Below are 17,391 nucleotides of genomic sequence, written 5' to 3'. Positions count from 1 at the left end.
GACGTGAGTGCACTTCGGAGAGATGCGGCCGCACCGGGTTTCGGACAGAACACCCGCTGCGCGACGCGCTACGTGGCGGCGCCTCACTCCGCCTGTGCCCCATCCCTTGCAGACGTTCCGGACAACCCCTTCCACTAGGAGAACCCCATGCGCACCACTCGCTTCCCCCGCATCACCCTCGCCGTCGTCGGCGCGGTGGCCCTTCCGCTGGCGCTCTCCGCCTGCTCGTCGAACGACTCGAAGAAGGACGACTCGAAGGCGAGCTCGGACAAGCCGGCCGCGACCGCCACGAAGTCGAACGCCATGGACACCAGCAAGCCGTTCGGTCCGGGCTGTGCGACGGTCCCGAAGAACGGTGCGGGCAGCTTCAACGGGATGGCCAAGGACCCGGTCGCGACCGCCGCGTCGAACAACCCGGCGCTCTCCACCCTGGTGACGGCCGTCAAGAAGGCCGGTCTGGTCGACACGCTGAACAACGCCCAGAACATCACCGTTTTCGCCCCGACCAACGACGCCTTCAACAAGATCCCGAAGGCCCAGCTGGACAAGGTCCTCAACGACAAGGCGATGCTGACCAAGATCCTCACGTACCACGTCGTCGGCAAGAAGCTCACGCCGAAGATGCTGGAGAAGGGCAGCTACCCGACGCTGGAGAAGAGCAACCTCACCACCTCGGGCTCCGGCGTCTCGTACAAGGTCAACGACGCCTCGAACGTCGTCTGCGGCAATGTCCCGACGGCCAACGCCACGGTCTACATCGTCGACTCGGTGCTGATGCCGAAGTAACCGCTGCGGAGCCGGTACGGGTACCGCTTCAAGCGTCCCACTTCGCGGGCCGCCGCACATCTGCTGTGCGGCGGCCCGCGTCCGTGCGGACACCTCCGTGCGTCGCACGACCGGGACGAGCCGGACGGGGGTGGGCGCTCAGCGCCGCCGCTCGTACTCTTGAGCCACGATGAGACGCAAGAATTCCCGGCTTCCGGGCCCCCTGCCCCAGCGCGAGGGCATCGACGCGGTACGCCTCCGGCTCCCCGTCGACGGCGCCTGGGCCACCGTCCGGGAGCATCTGGCCGAGCGGCTGCCGGGCGGAGCCGAGGCCGTCGACGCCATGCTGCGGGACGGCGCGTTCATCGGGCCGGACGGGCCGGTCGGGGCCGGCACTCCTTATCTGCCCGGCGGCTCGGTCTGGTTCCACCGGGACTTCCCCGACGAGGTGCCCGTTCCGTTCGCCATCGGGGTGCGCTATCGGGACGAGCACATCGTCGTCGCCGACAAACCGCACTTCCTGGCCACCACCCCGCGCGGCAGACACATCACCCAGACCGCGCTCGCGCGGCTGCGCAAGGAGCTCGGGCTGCCGGCCCTGAGTCCGGCGCACCGGCTGGACCGGCTGACCGCCGGCCTTGTGCTGTTCTCCGTACGGCCCGAGGAACGCGGCGCGTACCAGACGCTGTTCCGGGACCGGAAGGTGCACAAGGAGTACGAGGCGGTCGCACCGTACCGGGCCGGGCTCGGCCTGCCGCACATCTCACGCAGCCGCATCACGAAGGTGCCCGGCGTCGTCGCCGCCTTCGAGACGCCCGGCGAGCCGAACAGCGAGACACACATCGAACTCGCGGAGCGCCGGGGCGCTCTGGGCCGCTACCGGCTCACTCCCGTCACGGGCCGCACACACCAGTTGCGTGTCCATATGGACGCGCTGGGCGTCCCGCTCCTCGGCGACCCGTTCTTCCCCGTGGTCACCGACCCGGCGCCGGACGATTTCCGCAGGCCGCTCCAACTGCTGGCCAGGGTTCTGGAATTCACCGATCCGGTCACCGGCGCCGAGCACCGCTTCGAGAGCGGCCGTTCGCTCCTCGCCTGGACGGCGTTCGACGAGTGGGCGGCGGGGCACTGAGACACGCGTACGGGCTCCGCCGAGTCCGGCGGAGCCCGTACGCACTGCGCTCCGTCAGCCCACCGAGCTGTACGCCACCACACCGCGCCGTACCGCGTCGACCGCCTTGCGGGCGTTGCGCGAGACCGTACTGTTCTCACCGGGGGCCGCAGCCGCGATCTGGCCCAGCACGTCGATAACCTGCTTGCACCAGCGGACGAAGTCACCGGCAGGCATCTCGGCGTCGCGCAGCACCTCGTCGAGGCCCCGGCCCGACGCCCACTGGTAGGCCGCCCAGGCGAAGCCGAGGTCGGGTTCCCGCTGGCCCACACCCTCCGTCTGGTTGATCTTGAAGTCCTCCTCCAGGGCGTCGAGCCTGCCCCAGATGTGGACCATCTCGCCCAGTGCCGTCTTCGCCGCGCCGGTGGGGACCTTGGGCGCGACCGCGTCGTCGGACTGCCGCGCCTCGAAGACCAGCGCCGAGGCACAGGCTGCCAGCTCGGCGGGGTTGAGGCCCTCCCAGACACCCGCCCGCAGGCACTCCGATGCCAGCAGGTCCAGCTCACCGTAGAGCCGGGCGAGCCGCTTCCCGTGCACCGTCGACTCGTCACCGCGGAGGTAGTCGAGCTCGGTCAGCAGAGCGTAGATCCGGTCGAAGGTACGGGCGATGGTGTTGGTCCTGCCTTCGATCCGGCGCTCCAGCTGCCGGGTGTCACGCTGCAGCCGGTGGTAGCGCTCGGCCCAGCGGGCGTGGTCCTCCCGCTCGTCGCAGCCGTGGCACGGGTGTGCGCGCAGTTCGGTGCGCAACCGGGCGATCTCCCGGTCGTCGGCCGCCTCCGCGCGCGGCCTGCGGTGCCGGTCGGGCACGATGTGCCCGGCCTTGGTCCGTAGCGCGGACGCCAGATCGCGCCTGGACTGGGGCGACCTCGCGTTGAACGACTTCGGGACCCGCATCCGCTCCAGCGCTTCGACGGGCACCGGGAAATCGATCGGAGCGAGCCGCTTGACCTGCCGCTCCGCGGTGAGCACCAGCGGCCGCGGCCCGTCGTACGACTCGAAGCCCCGGTGCCCATTGGCCCGCCCGGCCGGCAGCCCGGGATCGAGGACCAGTGCCAGCCCGGCGAACTTGCCGGTCGGCACATGGATGACATCGCCGGGCTTGAGCTTCTCCAGGGCGTCGGCAGCGGCGGCCCGCCGCTGCACGGCCCCCTGCTTGGCCAGCTCCGTCTCGCGGTCCTTGAGGTCGCGGCGCAGCTGTGCGTACTCCTCGAAGTCCCCGAGATGGCAGGTCATGCCCTCGCGGTAGCCCGCGATGCCTTCCTCGTTCTTCTGCACCTGCTTGGAGATCCCGACGACCGACTTGTCGGCCTGGAACTGCGCGAAGGACGTTTCCAGCAGCTCCCGGGAGCGGTGCCGGCCGAACTGCTGCACCAGATTGACGGCCATGTTGTACGAAGGCCGGAAGCTGGAGCGCAGCGGATAGGTGCGCGTACCGGCGAGTCCGGCGAGCGCGCCGGGGTCCATGGCACGCTGCCAGAGCACCACCGCGTGGCCCTCGACGTCGATACCGCGCCGCCCGGCACGGCCGGTGAGCTGGGTGTACTCGCCGGGGGTGATGTCGGCGTGCTGCTCGCCGTTCCACTTGACGAGCTTCTCCAGGACCACGGAGCGGGCGGGCATGTTGATGCCGAGCGCCAGGGTCTCCGTCGCGAACACGGCCTTCACCAGGCCGCGGACGAAGAGCTCCTCGACGACCTCCTTGAAGGTCGGCAGCATCCCGGCGTGATGCGCCGCGATGCCGCGCTCCAGGCCTTCCAGCCACTCGTAGTAACCGAGGACATGGAGGTCCTCGCGCGGAATGGCGGCGGTGCGCTCCTCGACGAGCTCGCGGACCGTGTGGCGCGCCTCCTCCGAGTTGAGCCGCAGACCCGCGTAGAGGCACTGCTGCACGGCGGCCTCGCAGCCGGCCCTGCTGAAGATGAAGGTGATGGCGGGCAGCAGACCCTCGGCGTCGAGCCTGGCGATGACCTCGGCCCTGCTGGGGGTCCAGATCCGGCTGCGGGAGCGCCGCTCGCGCTCGCGGTCCGCCTCGCGCACCATCTTGCCGCGGCGGCGGTCGCGCGGGTTGTACGTGCGCTGGTTCTCCTGCCGCGCCATCCGCAGCAGATCCGGATTGACCTCGCGCTTGGCGCCGCCCCGGCCGCCGTGGTCCGTCGACTCCTCGAAGAGGTCGTACATCCGGCGTCCGGCGAGCACGTGCTGCCAGAGCGGGACGGGCCGGTGCTCGGACACGATCACTTCGGTGTCGCCGCGTACGGTGTCCAGCCAGTCGCCGAACTCCTCGGCGTTGGACACGGTGGCGGAGAGCGATACCAGGGTCACCGATTCCGGCAGGTGGATGATCACTTCCTCCCACACGGCACCGCGGAAGCGGTCGGAGAGGTAGTGGACCTCGTCCATCACCACATAGCCGAGTCCCAGGAGGGCCTGCGAGCTCGCGTACAGCATGTTCCGCAGGACCTCGGTGGTCATGACGACCACCGGGGCGTCCGCGTTGACGCTGTTGTCGCCGGTGAGCAGGCCGACCTTGTCCGCGCCGTACCGCTTGGCGAGGTCCGCGTACTTCTGGTTGGACAGGGCCTTGATGGGGGTGGTGTAGAAGCACTTGCGGCCCTGTTCCAGGGCCAGGTGCACGGCGAACTCGCCGACGATCGTCTTGCCCGAGCCGGTGGGCGCCGCGACGAGCACACCCTTGCCCGCCTCCAGGGCACGGCATGCCTCGATCTGGAACGGATCGAGGTCGAAGTCGTACATGCGGCGGAACGGGGCCAGCGCGGTGGCCTCTTCGACTGCGCGGGTGCGGGCGGCTGCATAACGCTCAGCGGGCGAAAGGTCCTCGGTCATCTTGTCATCGAGCCTACCCGCCGCCTCGGACAGTCACCGCGATCTTTATTTGAGCATTTCAACTGCCGATGGCATTTCAGCAGCCGATGACCCGGACCGCGCGCGGCACGCACTCGGCGGTCAGCGGCAGCGCCCCGAGCGGCTCGCCGTCCGCGTATCCGGTGACCCCGGCGGCCTCCAACTCGATCCTGCGCACCCGGTACGACGTGACGGCGGGGTGGCCGAGGTGAGTGCCCCGGTAGACCTTCGGGAAGACCCGGACCAGGGTGGTGCGCGAGCAGGCGCCGACCACCGTGACGTCGAGGAGGCCGTCGTCCAGCTCCGCGTCCGCGCAGATCCGCATCCCGCCGCCGTAGGAGGGGCCGTTGCCGACGGCCACAAGCGTCGCCTCGATGTCGCGAGGCGGCCCCCCGTCGAGCGCCAGCCGGTACGGGAGCGGCCGGAAGGCGGCCAGCTCGGCGATCATCGCCAGGTCGTACTTCAGCCGTCCTGACGGCCGGCGCATCCGGTTGCCGCGGTCGTTGACCCGCGAGTCGAACCCGGCCGCGAGCACGCTCCCGAACCAGCGCTCGGCGTCCCGCCGGTCGCCGGTCCCCACCCCGGCACCAGCCCTGCCGGGGACCACCCGGCCCAGGTCGATCTCCCTGATGTCCCCGCCCTTGAGGGCCCCGGCCACCGAGCGTCCCGCCGCAGCCGGGTCCCGTACCGGGAGCCCGAGCCCTCGGGCGAAGTCGTTGCCGGTGCCGACGGCCACCACGCCCAGCGGGGTACGGGTGCCCGCGACGGCCTGGAGGGCGAGGCTGATCATGCCGTCCCCGCCGACGGCTATGAGCGCGCCGGTCCCGCCCCGTACGGCGTCGCGCGCCCGGCGCAGCGCGTCGGGCGCGTCGCTGCCGAGCACCGTGCGTACGGAGAAACCGGCGTCCCGCAACGCGGAAGCGGCCGGCTGCGCGGCGTGCGCGCCCCGGCCGCGTCCTGCGGTGGGATTGACGAAGAGGGTGATCTCGCTGGTCACCCGCCGGACCCTACAAGGTCAGGTGACGTCGTCGTAACCGCCCAGACCGCTGGGCCTGGAACCGTCCGTCTCACTGCCCGCCTGCTCCGGTACCCGCGAGGCGGGCACGGTCTCGACCTCCCCTATGGCCTCGGGCGTGAGGTCGAGCTCGGACGCCTCGTCGTCGTCCGGACCCGCTGCGGCGCGCTGGGCCTTGCGGCGGTCGTTGAGCAGGGAGACGGCGGTGCCGACGCCGTACAGAATGCAGATCGGCCCTGCGAGGGCCAGCATGCTCAGCGGATCGGTGCTGGGCGTGGCGACCGCGGCGAAGACCGTGATGCCCATGATCATGCCGCGCCACCAGCCGGCCATCCGCTTACCGGTGATGATCCCGACGAAGTTGAGCATGACGAGCAGCAGCGGCAGCTCGAAGGAGAGGCCGAAGACGACGACCATCCGGGTGATCAGGTCGAGCAGGTCGTCGAGAGGCAGCTGGTTGTCGATGTTGCCCGGGGAGAGCTGGAGAAGGACCTTCGCCATCGTCGGGAGCGTCTCGTACGCGAAGAAGCCCCCGGCAAGGAAGAGCGGGACGGGCGCGACAGGAGGGGCGAAGCCGTACAAATCAGCTCTGCAGTGACCAGTGAGAGAGATAGCGCACCGATCAGGAGAAATCGGCAGTTCCACTCACAATGCCGAGTCAAAGCGTCAATAAATCTCCTTGACTCTTATCCGAAAGCCTGAATATAGTCATCGAGCTCACGAATACACTGGGTGACGGAACGCGAACTCCGAGCAATCGTCGCTCACCAAGGGGGAATCATATGCGTAAGAATCTGCTCCAGCGCTTGGGAGCTGTCGCTGCGGCCGCTGCGGCAATCCTGGCGGTCTCAGCATCGACTCCGGCGATGGCCGCCACCTCAGCCGACGCTTCTCCGCTGTCCTACCATTCAGGATCGACAGGCTGTTTCAGCTGGTCCTGGACAGACGGATCGGTGACATGGACCGTTTATTACCACAACACCTGTAGCGGGAAGTCAGGCCTTGAGGTCAGAACAGGTGCATTTACTACCGAATGCATAAAGGCGTCCGGGGGCGCCAAGGGTAACTATGTGTTCTACAACAAGCCCCTTGGCTTCAAGAGCTGCTGAACTCGACCTTGAGCTACTTGGCGTAGCCCCTGATTGCGCCAAGACTTGAAGTTCCACCCATCGCACGAAAATGCGGTTCCACGAATTCCGTGGAACCGCATTTTTCGCAACCTCTTTCCTCCATCAAATCAATTCACGATGGAAGAAAATCCACCAATTAGGTGATGTCGTCATGCTCGCCAACCCTGTTGAAACCACTCCGCTCGGGAACCATCGGCGAAGGGGAGACTGGTTCGATCGCTCCTACGCCTTCAGGTGTCAGGTCCAGCTCGGAGGGTTCGTCAGCATCGGGTTCGTTAGCCTCACGCGATGCCTTACGGCGATCGTGGAAAATCGACACACCGACTGCGAGGAAGTACAACAAGCAGATTGGAGCAGCCAGTGCGAGCATGCTGAGCGGATCGACGCTGGGAGTTGCCACGGCAGCAAACACCGTGATGCCCATAATCATGCCGCGCCACCAGCCCAGCATCCGACGACCGGTGCAAATCCCGACGAAGTTGAGCATCACCAGAAGCAACGGCATCTCGAAGGAAAGTCCAAAAACGACAATCATTCGCGTCACGAGGTCAAGCAGGTCGTCGAGCGGTAGCAAGTTGTCCACGCCCAGCGGAGTGAACTTGATAAGCACCGAAGCAGTTGTCGGGAGGATCTTGTAGGCGAACAGTGCCCCGCCGAGAAAAAGCGGAACTCCCGCCCCGGCAAAGAAGCGCGCATACCGCTTCTCGTGCCGATGCAAGCCAGGCGCTACGAAGGCCCACAGCTGATAGAGCCAGACAGGCGACGCCACAACAACACCCGCTGTCAAGGAGACCTTCAGCGCCAGCGTGAACGGAGCGAGGAGGCCGTTGAGCGTAATGCGGGCGCAGGTACCGGCGGGCTTGGCTGCCAAGTGGGCGAAACTCGTGTTGCAACCAACAGATTGCAGTACCGGCTTGGTGACGATATCGATTATGTGGTCATAGAAGAAAGCCGCAATAATCGTGACGACTATAATCGCCAGCAATGCCTTCGCTACGCGGTTACGCAGCTCACGCAAGTGCTCCACGAGAGGCATACGCCCGTCGGGCCCTGTTTCCGACTTGCGGTCAGAATTAAGCAACCCACGTCCTCATCTCGTGCGGCGGGCAGCCACTGACCGCGGCGCCCGCTCCGGCCCAGTTGTCAGCGCTTGGTCGAGTCCGACGGCTCGGTCACGGGGCGGGCGCTGGTCACGTCTCCCGGAGCGGCCTGGATCGTGCGGGGGACCTCGGTCTGGGCGGTGGGGTCGTGCGGCGGGTCGGCCGGGGCGGTCTGCTGGCCCTCGGACTTCATCGCCTTGGCCTCGCTCTTGAGGATGCGGGCGGACTTGCCCAGCGAACGGGCCATGTCCGGAAGCTTCTTCGCGCCGAACAGCAGGACGATGACGACGAGGATCAGGATGATCTCGGGGGCGCCGAGCCTTCCGAACATAAGCTGTACCTTCTCACCGAGGCGGCTGGGTGGGGCTGCCCGACCGATCGGACAGGCGTCCGGTCGTCGTGCTCGCAGCGATCGTAACCCGCGGGGGTAAACACAGGGCAATGCCCGTGCAGACTCGCGCTTGCGGCCCGCGCCTCGCTCCCGGGCCCGCGACCAGCAGCGTACCGCTCGAAACGGCCCGGCAGCAGAGGCCGGCGCCCCTATCGCAAACTTTCACCGCTCCGTGCGAGCCCACCCGCCGCGCGCTCCAGGCCCTCAGCAGCCTGGTTGATCTGCTGTGTGGCGTGCGCCACTTGGCTGCCGAGGCGCTGGGCCTCGACGAAAACCCGGATGGCCAGCACACCGAGCACGGCGATTCCGATAAAGCCCAGAAAGACAGCGGTCATCGGCCAGAACATGTGAACACCCTAGAGAGTGGAGTGGAGGCGCAGCGTCCGGACGCCCCCGCCGGTGAGTAGTTCGACAATGCGCTCACCAGCCGGTTTGCGGACCGACGACCCGCACTCGGGGCAGGTGAAGGAGTAGAAGGTCGTACGCCGGCTCGCGCCGATCGCCAGTCGCAGCGCACCGGCAGTCAGTTCGAAGCGGCCGCGGCAGTCCGGGCAGGCGGCCCGGAAGCTGACTGGGCCCACCTGTGCCGAAAATCCCGGCATAACAGACATATCCCTCAACTCCTCTACTCCTGCCCGTCATAGGCCGCGAGCGCCTCACGGGCCGCGAGCCGCGCGCTGACCGCCAGGTCCTGCGGGGAGACGATGCGCCCGTCGCGGCCGAGCCGCAGGGCCAGCCTGCGCAGCGAGGCCGGGTCCGGCGTGCGCAGGGTGATCCGCAGACCGCCGTCGGCGAGCTCCTCCGCGCTGTCGTGGGGGTAGTACTCGGCGACCCAGCGCCCACCGGGGCCCACCTCGACCACGACCTCGGGGTCCTCTGCCGCGGGCTGGACCAGACCCGCCGACAGGTCACGCAGTTCCAGCTCGGGCGGCGCGGAAGGCTCGTCGAGGAGCCGGATCTCGGCGACCCGGTCCAGACGGAACGTACGCCTGGCCTCCGACAGGTAGCACCAGCCCTCCATGTACGTGTGGCCGACGGCGAAGAGCCGGATCGGGTCCACCTCGCGCTCGGTGAGCTCGTCGCGCGCCGGCGAGTAGTAGCGCAGCCAGAGCCTGCGCCGTTCCGAGATGGCCCGGTCGACGTCCGCGAACACACCGCCCTCGGACTCGAAGGTCACCGAGAGCCTCGAGCTGGCGCCCGCCGCCTCACCCGCTGCGGCCTCCAGCTTCGCGGTGGCCCTCAGCAGCGCCTGACGGTCCCCCTCCCGGAGCCCCGGCAAGGTGGTCACGGCGCGTGCTGCCACCAGCAGGGCCGTGGCCTCGTCGGCGGCGAGGCGCAGCGGCTCCGCCACGTCGTCGGCGTTGTGCCACCAGATGGACTCGCCGTCGGTGTCGATGTCGAGGAGGTCGCCGCCACGGAAGCTCGTACCGCACATGGGCAGCACGTCCAGATCCGAGATCAGCTCGTCCTCCGTGATACCGAAGGCGCGGGCGACGTCCCCGACGCGGGCCCCCGGACGCTCACGCAGATAGGTCACCAGGGACAGCATCCGGCGGGTCTGGTCGATCGCGTTCGTAGCCATGTGTCCCTCAGTCCTTGGCCACGGCGCGCAGCCGGTCCACCACATCGGCCCGCAGATCCGCGGGCTCCAGCACGGTCACATCCGGCCCGAACTCCACCAGCCAGGCGTCCAGGCCGTGTCCGTACGGAATCTCCAACTCGTCCCACCCGTCGCCGAGTTCCCGGGTCGAGGTGGCACGGGAACGCAACGGGTACCCGGCGCCGGAGCGCAGCCTGATCCGCGCGCTGCGGGTCGCGGTCTCACCGGCCCAGGTCTCCACGGTCTCGCGCACGGTCACCACGTCGGGTACGTCGGCGGTGAACACACCGGGCCTCGAACGGACTTTGCCGGTGATACGGGAGAGCCGGAACACCCGCTCGGCGCCGCGCTCCCGGTCCCAGCCCGCCAGATACCAGTTCCCGCGCCAGCACTCCAGCGTCCAGGGCTCGACCTGACGGGCCTCGGGGCGGGCCGAGTTGGCCTTGCGGTAGTCGAAGACGACCGGCCGGCGGTCCCGGCAGGCCAGCATCAGGGGCTCGAAGGCGGCTTCGTGCACCGGGATGCGGGGTTCCAGCGCCCCGTGCTGCACGGCGTACGGATCTTCGGCCTCCGGCATTCCGGCGGCCCGCAGCTTCTGCAGCGCGCCGCTGGCCGCGCCGGCCAGCCGGGCCTGCTGCCACACCTTGGCCGCCAGCCCGAGGGCGGCGGCCTCCTCGGCGTCGAGAGCGACCGGCGGGAGCCGGTTGCTGTCACGGCGGGCCAGGTACCCGGCGTCGCCGTCCAGGTTCTCGACCGTCTCGATGACCAGGCCCAGCTCACGGAGATCGTCCTTGTCCCGCTCGAACATCCGGTTGAAGGAGTCGTCGGACCCCGCTTCCAGATAGGCCTCGATCGATCCCCGCAGTTCACGCTTGCTGAGGGGGCGCCTGGTTCCGAGCAGGCACAGCGCCAGATTCATGAGCCGCTCGGCCTTGGCAATCGCCATCGACGCCCTCTCTGTGGTCCGGGAGTGTCCGCCGGGGCGATTCCCCGGAACGCAGCACGCGAGGCGCAGCCCGCACCACGTATGGACACAGCACGCTCTACGACCGACGACCGTACCGCTCCGTCGTGCCGGGTCAAAAGCCGAGGGTCCATGCCCGCAGGCATGGACCCTCGGAAACGATCAGTTCCGGTCAGACAGCGACCAGGTCGCAGACGAAGATCAGCGTCTCACCCGGCGCGATACGGGCACCGGCACCGCGGTCGCCGTACGCGAGGTGCGCGGGGATGGTCAGCTGGCGGCGGCCGCCGACCTTCATGCCCTGGACACCCTGGTCCCAGCCGGAGATGACCTGGCCGACGCCCAGCTGGAACTGCAGCGGGTTGCCGTGGTTCCAGCTCGCGTCGAACTCCTCGCCGGTGGAGAAGGCCACGCCCACGTAGTGGACCTTGACCGTGTCCCCTGCCTTGGCGACGGCGCCGTCGCCCTCCCAGATCTCCTTGATCTCCAGGTCGGCCGGCGGCTCGCCGCCCGGGAAGTCGATCTCGGGCTTCTCAATGCTCACGTAACTGCTCCTACTTCTTGGTACTGGGCAACCGGGACAGTCTTACACTGCCGCCAGAATGTCGACGACGAAGACCAGCGTCGACTTGGCCGGCAGTGTGGTGCCCTGAGCCTTGTCGCCGTACGCCAGGTCCGGCGGGATCACCAGCATGACCCGGCTGCCGACCTTCTTGCCGACGATGCCCTGGTCCCAGCCCTTGATGACCGCTCCCTGCCCGATGACCGTCTGGAACGGCGTGCCGGTCTTCCAGGATGAGTCGAACAGAGTCGCGGTCGCCTTGCCCTCATTGGGCTTCCAGGCAGCACCGCTGTACTGCATGTAGACGGTCTGCCCCTTCTTGACCGTGGCACCCTTGCCCTGGATCAGCTCCTTGTCGACCAGCTTCTTCGGCGGGTCGCTCTTGGGCACGGAGATGGTGGCGGGTGCTTCCTTGTCCGCCTTGATCTGGGGCAGGTCGGACGAGGTGGGGGCCTGGGTGCCCTCGACCTTCTTGGGGATCACCTTCTTGATGTCCAGCGCGAAGACCAGGGTGTCCTTGCCCGTGACACCGAGCTGCTGCTGGCCCTGGCTGCCGAAGGCCGCGTTGGGCGGTGCGACGACCAGGACCCGGCTGCCGATCTTCTTGCCGGTGACGGCGTCGGCGAAGGCAGGGATGATCGTCTTGGAACCGGCGGTGATGAGCTGCGGGGCGCCGCCCTTGTCGAACGAGCTGCCGATGTCCTTGCCGCTCTTCCAGACCTTGCCCGTGAAGTCGGCCATCACCAGGTCGTTCTTCTTGACCACGGCGCCACTGCCCTCGGAGAGGGTGTGGATGACGAACTTGCCGCTCGGGTCCTTCTTGGGGACCGTGATGGTCGCCTTCTTGCCCGCGTCACCGGAGACCGTGGGCAAGGGGGACGCCGAATCGACAGGCTTGGGCACGGCCGTCGAGGCGGCCTTGTCGGGCGACGAGGAGGACGAGTCGTCCTTCTTCTTGGAGTCCTCACCTCCGCAGGCGGTCAGCACCAGGGCCGGCACGATGAGCAAGGCAGCAAAACGGCGTCGCACAGTGGTCCTCGGGGTAGTGGGGGTTTCGGTGGCCGCCACTCTACGACTCCTTGTCGCCCGTGTGGCGCACGGCATGCGTGAGGGCCCCGCACACAGCTGGTGTGCGGGGCCCTCGCGCCGGCCGGGACCGGCGGGTCACATCCCGGCGATGAGCTTCTCCACCCGGTCGTCGACCGACCGGAAGGGGTCCTTGCAGAGCACGGTGCGCTGCGCCTGGTCGTTGAGCTTGAGATGGACCCAGTCGACGGTGAAGTCCCTGCGCTGCTCCTGGGCCCGGCGGATGAAGTCGCCGCGCAGCCGCGCCCTGGTGGTCTGCGGGGGAACCGACTTCCCCTCGAAGATCTTCAGGTCGTCGCAGATGCGCGCGGCCTGTCCGCGCTTCTCCAGCAGGTAGTACAGCCCGCGCCTGCGGTGGATGTCGTGGTAGGCGAGGTCTATCTGGGCGACCCGGGGATTCGACATGGTCATGTTGTGCTTGTCCCGGTACCGCTCGATGAGCTTGTACTTCATCACCCAGTCGATCTCGGTGCCGATCCTGTCGAGGTCCTCCTCCTGGATCGCGTCGAGCGTGCGGCCCCACAGCTCCAGGACCTGCGCGACCTGGCCCGTACGGATACCGCGCCGGTCCACGAAGTCCACGGCCTTCTCGTAGTACTCGCGCTGGACTTCGAGCGCCGAGGCCTCCCGCCCGCTGGCCAGGCGCACCTTGCGCTGGCCCGTGATGTCGTGGCTGACCTCACGGATGGCCCTGATCGGGTTCTCCAGGGTCAGATCGCGCATCACGGTGCCCGCTTCGATCATGCGCAGGACGAGATCGGTCGCGCCGACCTTCAGCAGCATGGTCGTCTCGGACATGTTCGAGTCACCGACGATGACGTGCAGCCTGCGGTAGCGCTCGGCGTCCGCGTGCGGTTCGTCACGGGTGTTGATGATGGGGCGGGAACGGGTGGTCGCGGAGCTGACGCCCTCCCAGATGTGCTCCGCCCGCTGGCTCACGCAGAAAACCGCTCCGCGCGGAGTCTGCAGTACCTTGCCGGCACCGCAGAGCAATTGGCGGGTGACGAGGAACGGAATGAGAATGTCCGCGAGCCGGGAGAACTCTCCGTGGCGGGCGACGAGATAGTTCTCGTGGCAGCCGTAGGAGTTTCCCGCCGAGTCGGTGTTGTTCTTGAAGAGATAGACGTCGCCCGCGATTCCCTCCTCGTGCAGGCGGCGTTCGGCGTCGACGAGCAGGCCTTCGAGAATGCGCTCGCCGGCCTTGTCGTGCGTGACCAGTTCAGCCACGTTGTCGCACTCGGGAGTTGCGTATTCCGGATGCGATCCCACGTCGAGGTAGAGGCGGGCGCCGTTCCGCAGGAAGACGTTGCTGCTGCGGCCCCATGAGACAACACGGCGGAAGAGGTAGCGCGCCACTTCGTCAGGGGACAGTCGGCGCTGTCCTCTGAATGTGCACGTGACGCCGTACTCGTTCTCCAGCCCGAAAATGCGGCGGTCCATGACTGAACATTACGCCTGATGGCCTGTCCTGAAACCGGGTTCGGCGGCCCCGTTCCGATCATTTTCCGATCCGGCCACCACAGAGCCGGTACCGCCGGGAGCTGCGAGGACCCGCTGAGTGGCCAGCAGGACGAGCAGCGCGGCGATCCCTCCGCCCCCAGCGGCGGCGAACCCGGCGCCCACGCCGCCCGCTTCGACGGCCGGCCCGGCCACAGCGGTACCCAGTGCGGCGCCTACGCCGAAGGTCGTCACCAGCCAGGAGAAGGCCTCGGTCACGGTGCCACGTGGGGCATGCCGGTCGACGACGATGAAGGCACAGGCGATGGCGGGCGCGAGGGAGACACCGGCCACCGTCATCAGCACCGCCATGGCGGTCACTCCCGGGACGGACACCAGCGGCAGGTAGCCGAGCGCGAGTGCGCCGACGATGACGCGCAGCCGCTTCTCGGCGGCGCCCGGCCACTGCCGCGCGCCGTACAGCAGACCGCCCACGAGCGCGCCGAAGCCGATCGCCGCCATCAGCACGCCGTACGTCGCGTCGCCGCCGTGCCCGTCGGCGTACGCGACCGCCGCCACCGTGATCGAGCCCAGCGCCAGGCCGACGAAGAAGAACGCGCCGAGGAGCGCGAGCAGACCACGGGAGCGCAGCGCGCCCAGCCAGTGGGCCTCGCGGGGCGCGGACCGCCAGCTGCGCGAGGGCTCCGACACGACGACGGAGAGCGCCCCGAGCACCCCGAGGGCGTTGATGGCCACCAGGGCGGCGGCCGCCGACCACAGCGAGACGGCCAGCGTCACCAGCAGCGGGCCGACCGTGAACATCACCTCCTGGGCCACGGCGTCCATCGCGTACGCGGCGTGCACCCGGTCCTCGCGCTTCAGGACGCCGGGCCACAGGGCGCGCAGTCCGCCCTCCAGGGGCGGTGTGAACAGACCCGCTACCAGCATCGCCGCGACAGCGACGGCTACGGGATCCGTGCCGACCGCCGCGAAGAGCACCATGCCGAGGGCCGACACCACCGCGGACGGCAGCATCACCCGGAGCTGTCCGAACAGGTCTACGGCGCGGCCGAGCAACGGCTGGCCGACCGCTGTGGCCAGTCCGTAGACGGCGGAGAGCGCCCCTGCGAGCGAGTAGCTGCCGCCTTCGGCGCGGACGAAGAGCACGACGGCGATGGCCGCTGTCGCGTTCGGCAGCCGTCCGACGAGGGTGCCGGTGAGCAGCCGTTTCACATGCCTGGTGCCGAAGAGTTCCGCGTATCCCGCGGCCATGTCCGCCCCTGTCTCCCGGCCCTGACCGGAGTGTTACGTATAACGTACGGGGTCATACGTACCATGTGCGCAGACCGCGAGTCCAGATGGCCACGGTCGGGAACAGGCCGGACGGAGGCCCGAGTGGACGCCCGAGCGACGAGGCCGGAACCAGTGGTTCCGGCCCGCCCCACCAGCCGTGACGTGGCCCGAGCGGCCGGTGTCTCGCAGGCCACCGTCTCGCTGGTGCTCGGCGACAAGTGGCGCGGACGGGTCTCCGAGCGCACCGCCGGGCTGGTCCGTGAGGCGGCGGGGCAGCTCGGCTACCGTCCCAACCTGGCCGCCCGCAATCTGCGCCTGGGCAGCACCCGTACCGTGCTGCTGGTCGTACCCGCGCTCACCACCGAGTTCTTCGCGCGCGTCTACACCGGTGCGGCACGTACCGCGGCCGAGCACGGCTTCGGGGTGGTGCTCTACCCCTCCCCCGACGGCGTGGGTCCTGCCCGCGACCCGTTCGGTTCGGCGCGGACGGCGCTGGACGGGGTCATCGCCTCCTCGATGGCCGTCGGCGCGCTCGCCGCGATCCAGGGGTCCGGTCTGCCACTGGTGATGCTGGACAGCGATCCCGGCCAGTCGGGCGCCGCGGCCCACGTGAACCTGGACATCGCGGACGGCATGCGCCAGGTGACGGACCATCTGCTCGCCCTGGGCCACCGCAGATTCGTCCACCTCGCACCCTCGGTCGACTCGTGGACCTTCGACGTCCGGGCCGTCGCGCTGCGGTCCGCGCTGCGCGGGGCACAGGTGCACACCGTCACCGCACCGCTGGCGGTGGACGCCGCCCGGCAGGCGGCCGAGGGGGCCCTCACCGGTCCGGGGCCCCGGCCGACGGCAGTCATCTGCGACGACGACATCCTGGCCGCGGGCGCCTGCAAGGCCGCCCGGCGGCTGGGCCTGCGGATCCCGGAGGACCTCTCCGTCACCGGTTTCGACGATCTGGCGCTCGCGACAGCGATCGAACCGGAACTGACCACGGTGGCCCTGCCGGCGGAGCAGATCGGGCAGCGCGGAATGGCGGCCCTGCTCGCCGTGCTCGACGGGCGCCGCCCCGAGAGCGGCGATCTGCCGGTGAACCTTCTCGTGCGTGGCTCCACGGCCCCGGCAGCGGGCTGAGGTACGCGCCGGCCCCGCGGATCACCGCCCGTGCACGCCCAGCGCGCAGGCGTGCCCCGGACCGCACAGGCGGGCCGGGGCACGGACGCAGCCGGGCAGCGGCCCGGCTACTCGTCCTCGTCCGACGGGGCATCCGTCTCGGCGGTCGCCGCGTCGGCTGCGTCGAGCAGCCTGGCGAGCTGACGGCCGACGATGCGCTTGAACTTGCGCTGCTGCGGGCGTGTCCGGTCCAGCACGGCCACTTCGAGGCGCTCGGCGGGGATCTCCCGCTCACCGCCGTTGGTGTCGCGGGACAGCGCCTGCACGGCCAGCTTCAGCGCCTCGGCGAGCGTCATCGCCTCGCGGTGCTGCTGGTCCAGGAAGGTGCTGATCGTCTCGGCATTGCCGCCGACCGCGACCGAACCGTGCTCGTCCACGATCGATCCGTCGTGCGGCAGCCGGTAGATCTGGTCGCCGTCGGGATCGGACCCGACCTCGGCGACGACCAGCTCCACCTCGTACGGTTTCTCGGCGGCGCTGGAGAAGATCGTGCCGAGCGTCTGCGCGTAGACGTTCGCCAGGCCACGGGCCGTCACATCGTCACGGTCGTAGGTGTATCCGCGCAGATCCGCGTAGCGCACACCCCCGATCCGCAGGTTCTCGTACTCGTTGTACTTGCCGGCGGCCGCGAAGCCGATCCGGTCGTAGATCTCGCTGAACTTGTGCAGCGCGCGGGACGGGTTCTCGCCGACGAAGACGATGCCGTCGGCATACTGCAGCACGACCAGGCTGCGACCACGGGCGATGCCCTTCCGGGCGTATTCCGCCCGGTCGGCCATGGCCTGCTGAGGTGAGACATAAAACGGCGTCGACACCGGCTATCCGTCCCTTTCTGTCAGTGACGA

General features: G+C 68.8%; 16 protein-coding genes and 1 pseudogene. 3 read left to right on the top strand and 14 right to left on the bottom strand.

Features of this window, described 5'->3' with window-relative positions; translation table 11 throughout:
• The first annotated feature begins 147 nt into the window (after nt 1-147).
• Nucleotides 148-786 (top strand): fasciclin domain-containing protein, encoded by a 639-nt coding sequence (locus OG584_RS28975; protein WP_405782224.1) that lies wholly within the window; start codon nt 148-150, stop codon nt 784-786.
• Nucleotides 787-955: 169 nt separating this feature from the next.
• Nucleotides 956-1,897, top strand: coding sequence for an RluA family pseudouridine synthase (locus OG584_RS28970; RefSeq protein ID WP_405782222.1), 942 nt, complete (start codon nt 956-958; stop codon nt 1,895-1,897).
• 54 nt (nt 1,898-1,951) lie between these two features.
• Here the strand turns inward: OG584_RS28970 and OG584_RS28965 are convergent, their stop codons facing one another.
• The 13 genes and pseudogenes from OG584_RS28965 to OG584_RS28905 form a co-directional block, all read right to left on the bottom strand.
• Nucleotides 1,952-4,780, bottom strand: coding sequence for a DEAD/DEAH box helicase (locus OG584_RS28965; RefSeq protein ID WP_405782221.1), 2,829 nt, complete (start codon nt 4,778-4,780; stop codon nt 1,952-1,954).
• Nucleotides 4,781-4,856: 76 nt separating this feature from the next.
• Nucleotides 4,857-5,795, bottom strand: a complete 939-nt coding sequence (locus OG584_RS28960; RefSeq protein WP_405782219.1) for a diacylglycerol kinase — start codon at nt 5,793-5,795, stop codon at nt 4,857-4,859.
• 18 nt (nt 5,796-5,813) lie between these two features.
• Nucleotides 5,814-6,410: pseudogene (locus OG584_RS28955) on the bottom strand (twin-arginine translocase subunit TatC); the annotation flags it as partial.
• 669 nt (nt 6,411-7,079) lie between these two features.
• Nucleotides 7,080-8,024 (bottom strand): twin-arginine translocase subunit TatC, encoded by a 945-nt coding sequence (gene tatC / locus OG584_RS28950; RefSeq protein WP_405782217.1) that lies wholly within the window; start codon nt 8,022-8,024, stop codon nt 7,080-7,082.
• Between the two features lie 62 nt (nt 8,025-8,086).
• Nucleotides 8,087-8,374, bottom strand: coding sequence for a Sec-independent protein translocase subunit TatA (gene tatA / locus OG584_RS28945; protein WP_405782215.1), 288 nt, complete (start codon nt 8,372-8,374; stop codon nt 8,087-8,089).
• 209 nt (nt 8,375-8,583) lie between these two features.
• The gene (locus tag OG584_RS28940) at nt 8,584-8,781 is read right to left on the bottom strand and encodes a hypothetical protein (RefSeq protein ID WP_405782213.1); all 198 of its coding nucleotides are present in this window, start codon (nt 8,779-8,781) and stop codon (nt 8,584-8,586) included.
• A 9-nt stretch (nt 8,782-8,790) separates the two neighbouring features.
• Nucleotides 8,791-9,036: a hypothetical protein gene (locus tag OG584_RS28935; protein WP_405784329.1), complete on the bottom strand. Its 246-nt coding sequence runs from the start codon at nt 9,034-9,036 to the stop codon at nt 8,791-8,793.
• A gap of 23 nt (nt 9,037-9,059) precedes the next feature.
• Nucleotides 9,060-10,016: a helix-turn-helix transcriptional regulator gene (locus tag OG584_RS28930; RefSeq protein WP_405782212.1), complete on the bottom strand. Its 957-nt coding sequence runs from the start codon at nt 10,014-10,016 to the stop codon at nt 9,060-9,062.
• A 7-nt stretch (nt 10,017-10,023) separates the two neighbouring features.
• Nucleotides 10,024-10,980, bottom strand: coding sequence for a helix-turn-helix transcriptional regulator (locus OG584_RS28925; protein ID WP_405782210.1), 957 nt, complete (start codon nt 10,978-10,980; stop codon nt 10,024-10,026).
• Between the two features lie 190 nt (nt 10,981-11,170).
• Nucleotides 11,171-11,542 (bottom strand): FKBP-type peptidyl-prolyl cis-trans isomerase, encoded by a 372-nt coding sequence (locus OG584_RS28920; protein ID WP_405782209.1) that lies wholly within the window; start codon nt 11,540-11,542, stop codon nt 11,171-11,173.
• A gap of 42 nt (nt 11,543-11,584) precedes the next feature.
• Nucleotides 11,585-12,589, bottom strand: a complete 1,005-nt coding sequence (locus tag OG584_RS28915; protein WP_405784327.1) for an FKBP-type peptidyl-prolyl cis-trans isomerase — start codon at nt 12,587-12,589, stop codon at nt 11,585-11,587.
• A gap of 135 nt (nt 12,590-12,724) precedes the next feature.
• Nucleotides 12,725-14,086 carry a Pup--protein ligase gene (gene pafA, locus OG584_RS28910; RefSeq protein WP_405782207.1) on the bottom strand — a complete coding sequence of 454 codons (1,362 nt, stop codon included), beginning with the start codon at nt 14,084-14,086 and terminating at the stop codon, nt 12,725-12,727.
• Nucleotides 14,087-14,095: 9 nt separating this feature from the next.
• The gene (locus OG584_RS28905; RefSeq protein WP_405782206.1) at nt 14,096-15,355 is read right to left on the bottom strand and encodes an MFS transporter; all 1,260 of its coding nucleotides are present in this window, start codon (nt 15,353-15,355) and stop codon (nt 14,096-14,098) included.
• A 63-nt stretch (nt 15,356-15,418) separates the two neighbouring features.
• On the opposite strand from OG584_RS28905, the gene OG584_RS28900 reads away from it, so the two are divergent.
• Nucleotides 15,419-16,507 carry a LacI family DNA-binding transcriptional regulator gene (locus OG584_RS28900; protein WP_405782204.1) on the top strand — a complete coding sequence of 363 codons (1,089 nt, stop codon included), beginning with the start codon at nt 15,419-15,421 and terminating at the stop codon, nt 16,505-16,507.
• Nucleotides 16,508-16,614: 107 nt separating this feature from the next.
• On the opposite strand, the gene prcA is transcribed toward OG584_RS28900, so the two are convergent.
• The gene (gene prcA, locus OG584_RS28895) at nt 16,615-17,361 is read right to left on the bottom strand and encodes a proteasome subunit alpha (RefSeq protein WP_405782203.1); all 747 of its coding nucleotides are present in this window, start codon (nt 17,359-17,361) and stop codon (nt 16,615-16,617) included.
• Nucleotides 17,362-17,391: the final 30 nt, after the last annotated feature.

Source organism: Streptomyces sp. NBC_00859 (genome assembly GCF_045161865.1).
Taxonomy (GTDB): domain Bacteria; phylum Actinomycetota; class Actinomycetes; order Streptomycetales; family Streptomycetaceae; genus Streptomyces.
This window is presented reverse-complemented; position numbering and strand designations above follow the sequence as displayed.

Bases quoted from the DNA above. Each gene is read 5' to 3' on its own strand.
- OG584_RS28930 (WP_405782212.1), bottom strand. From the start codon at position 10,016: ATGGCTACGAACGCGATCGACCAGACCCGCCGGATGCTGTCCCTGGTG.
- OG584_RS28900 (WP_405782204.1), top strand. From the start codon at position 15,419: ATGTGCGCAGACCGCGAGTCCAGATGGCCACGGTCGGGAACAGGCCGG.
- OG584_RS28965 (WP_405782221.1), bottom strand. From the start codon at position 4,780: ATGACCGAGGACCTTTCGCCCGCTGAGCGTTATGCAGCCGCCCGCACC.
- OG584_RS28925 (WP_405782210.1), bottom strand. From the start codon at position 10,980: ATGGCGATTGCCAAGGCCGAGCGGCTCATGAATCTGGCGCTGTGCCTG.
- OG584_RS28970 (WP_405782222.1), top strand. From the start codon at position 956: ATGAGACGCAAGAATTCCCGGCTTCCGGGCCCCCTGCCCCAGCGCGAG.
- OG584_RS28940 (WP_405782213.1), bottom strand. From the start codon at position 8,781: ATGTTCTGGCCGATGACCGCTGTCTTTCTGGGCTTTATCGGAATCGCC.
- pafA (WP_405782207.1), bottom strand. From the start codon at position 14,086: ATGGACCGCCGCATTTTCGGGCTGGAGAACGAGTACGGCGTCACGTGC.
- OG584_RS28905 (WP_405782206.1), bottom strand. From the start codon at position 15,355: ATGGCCGCGGGATACGCGGAACTCTTCGGCACCAGGCATGTGAAACGG.
- OG584_RS28975 (WP_405782224.1), top strand. From the start codon at position 148: ATGCGCACCACTCGCTTCCCCCGCATCACCCTCGCCGTCGTCGGCGCG.
- OG584_RS28935 (WP_405784329.1), bottom strand. From the start codon at position 9,036: ATGCCGGGATTTTCGGCACAGGTGGGCCCAGTCAGCTTCCGGGCCGCC.
- tatA (WP_405782215.1), bottom strand. From the start codon at position 8,374: ATGTTCGGAAGGCTCGGCGCCCCCGAGATCATCCTGATCCTCGTCGTC.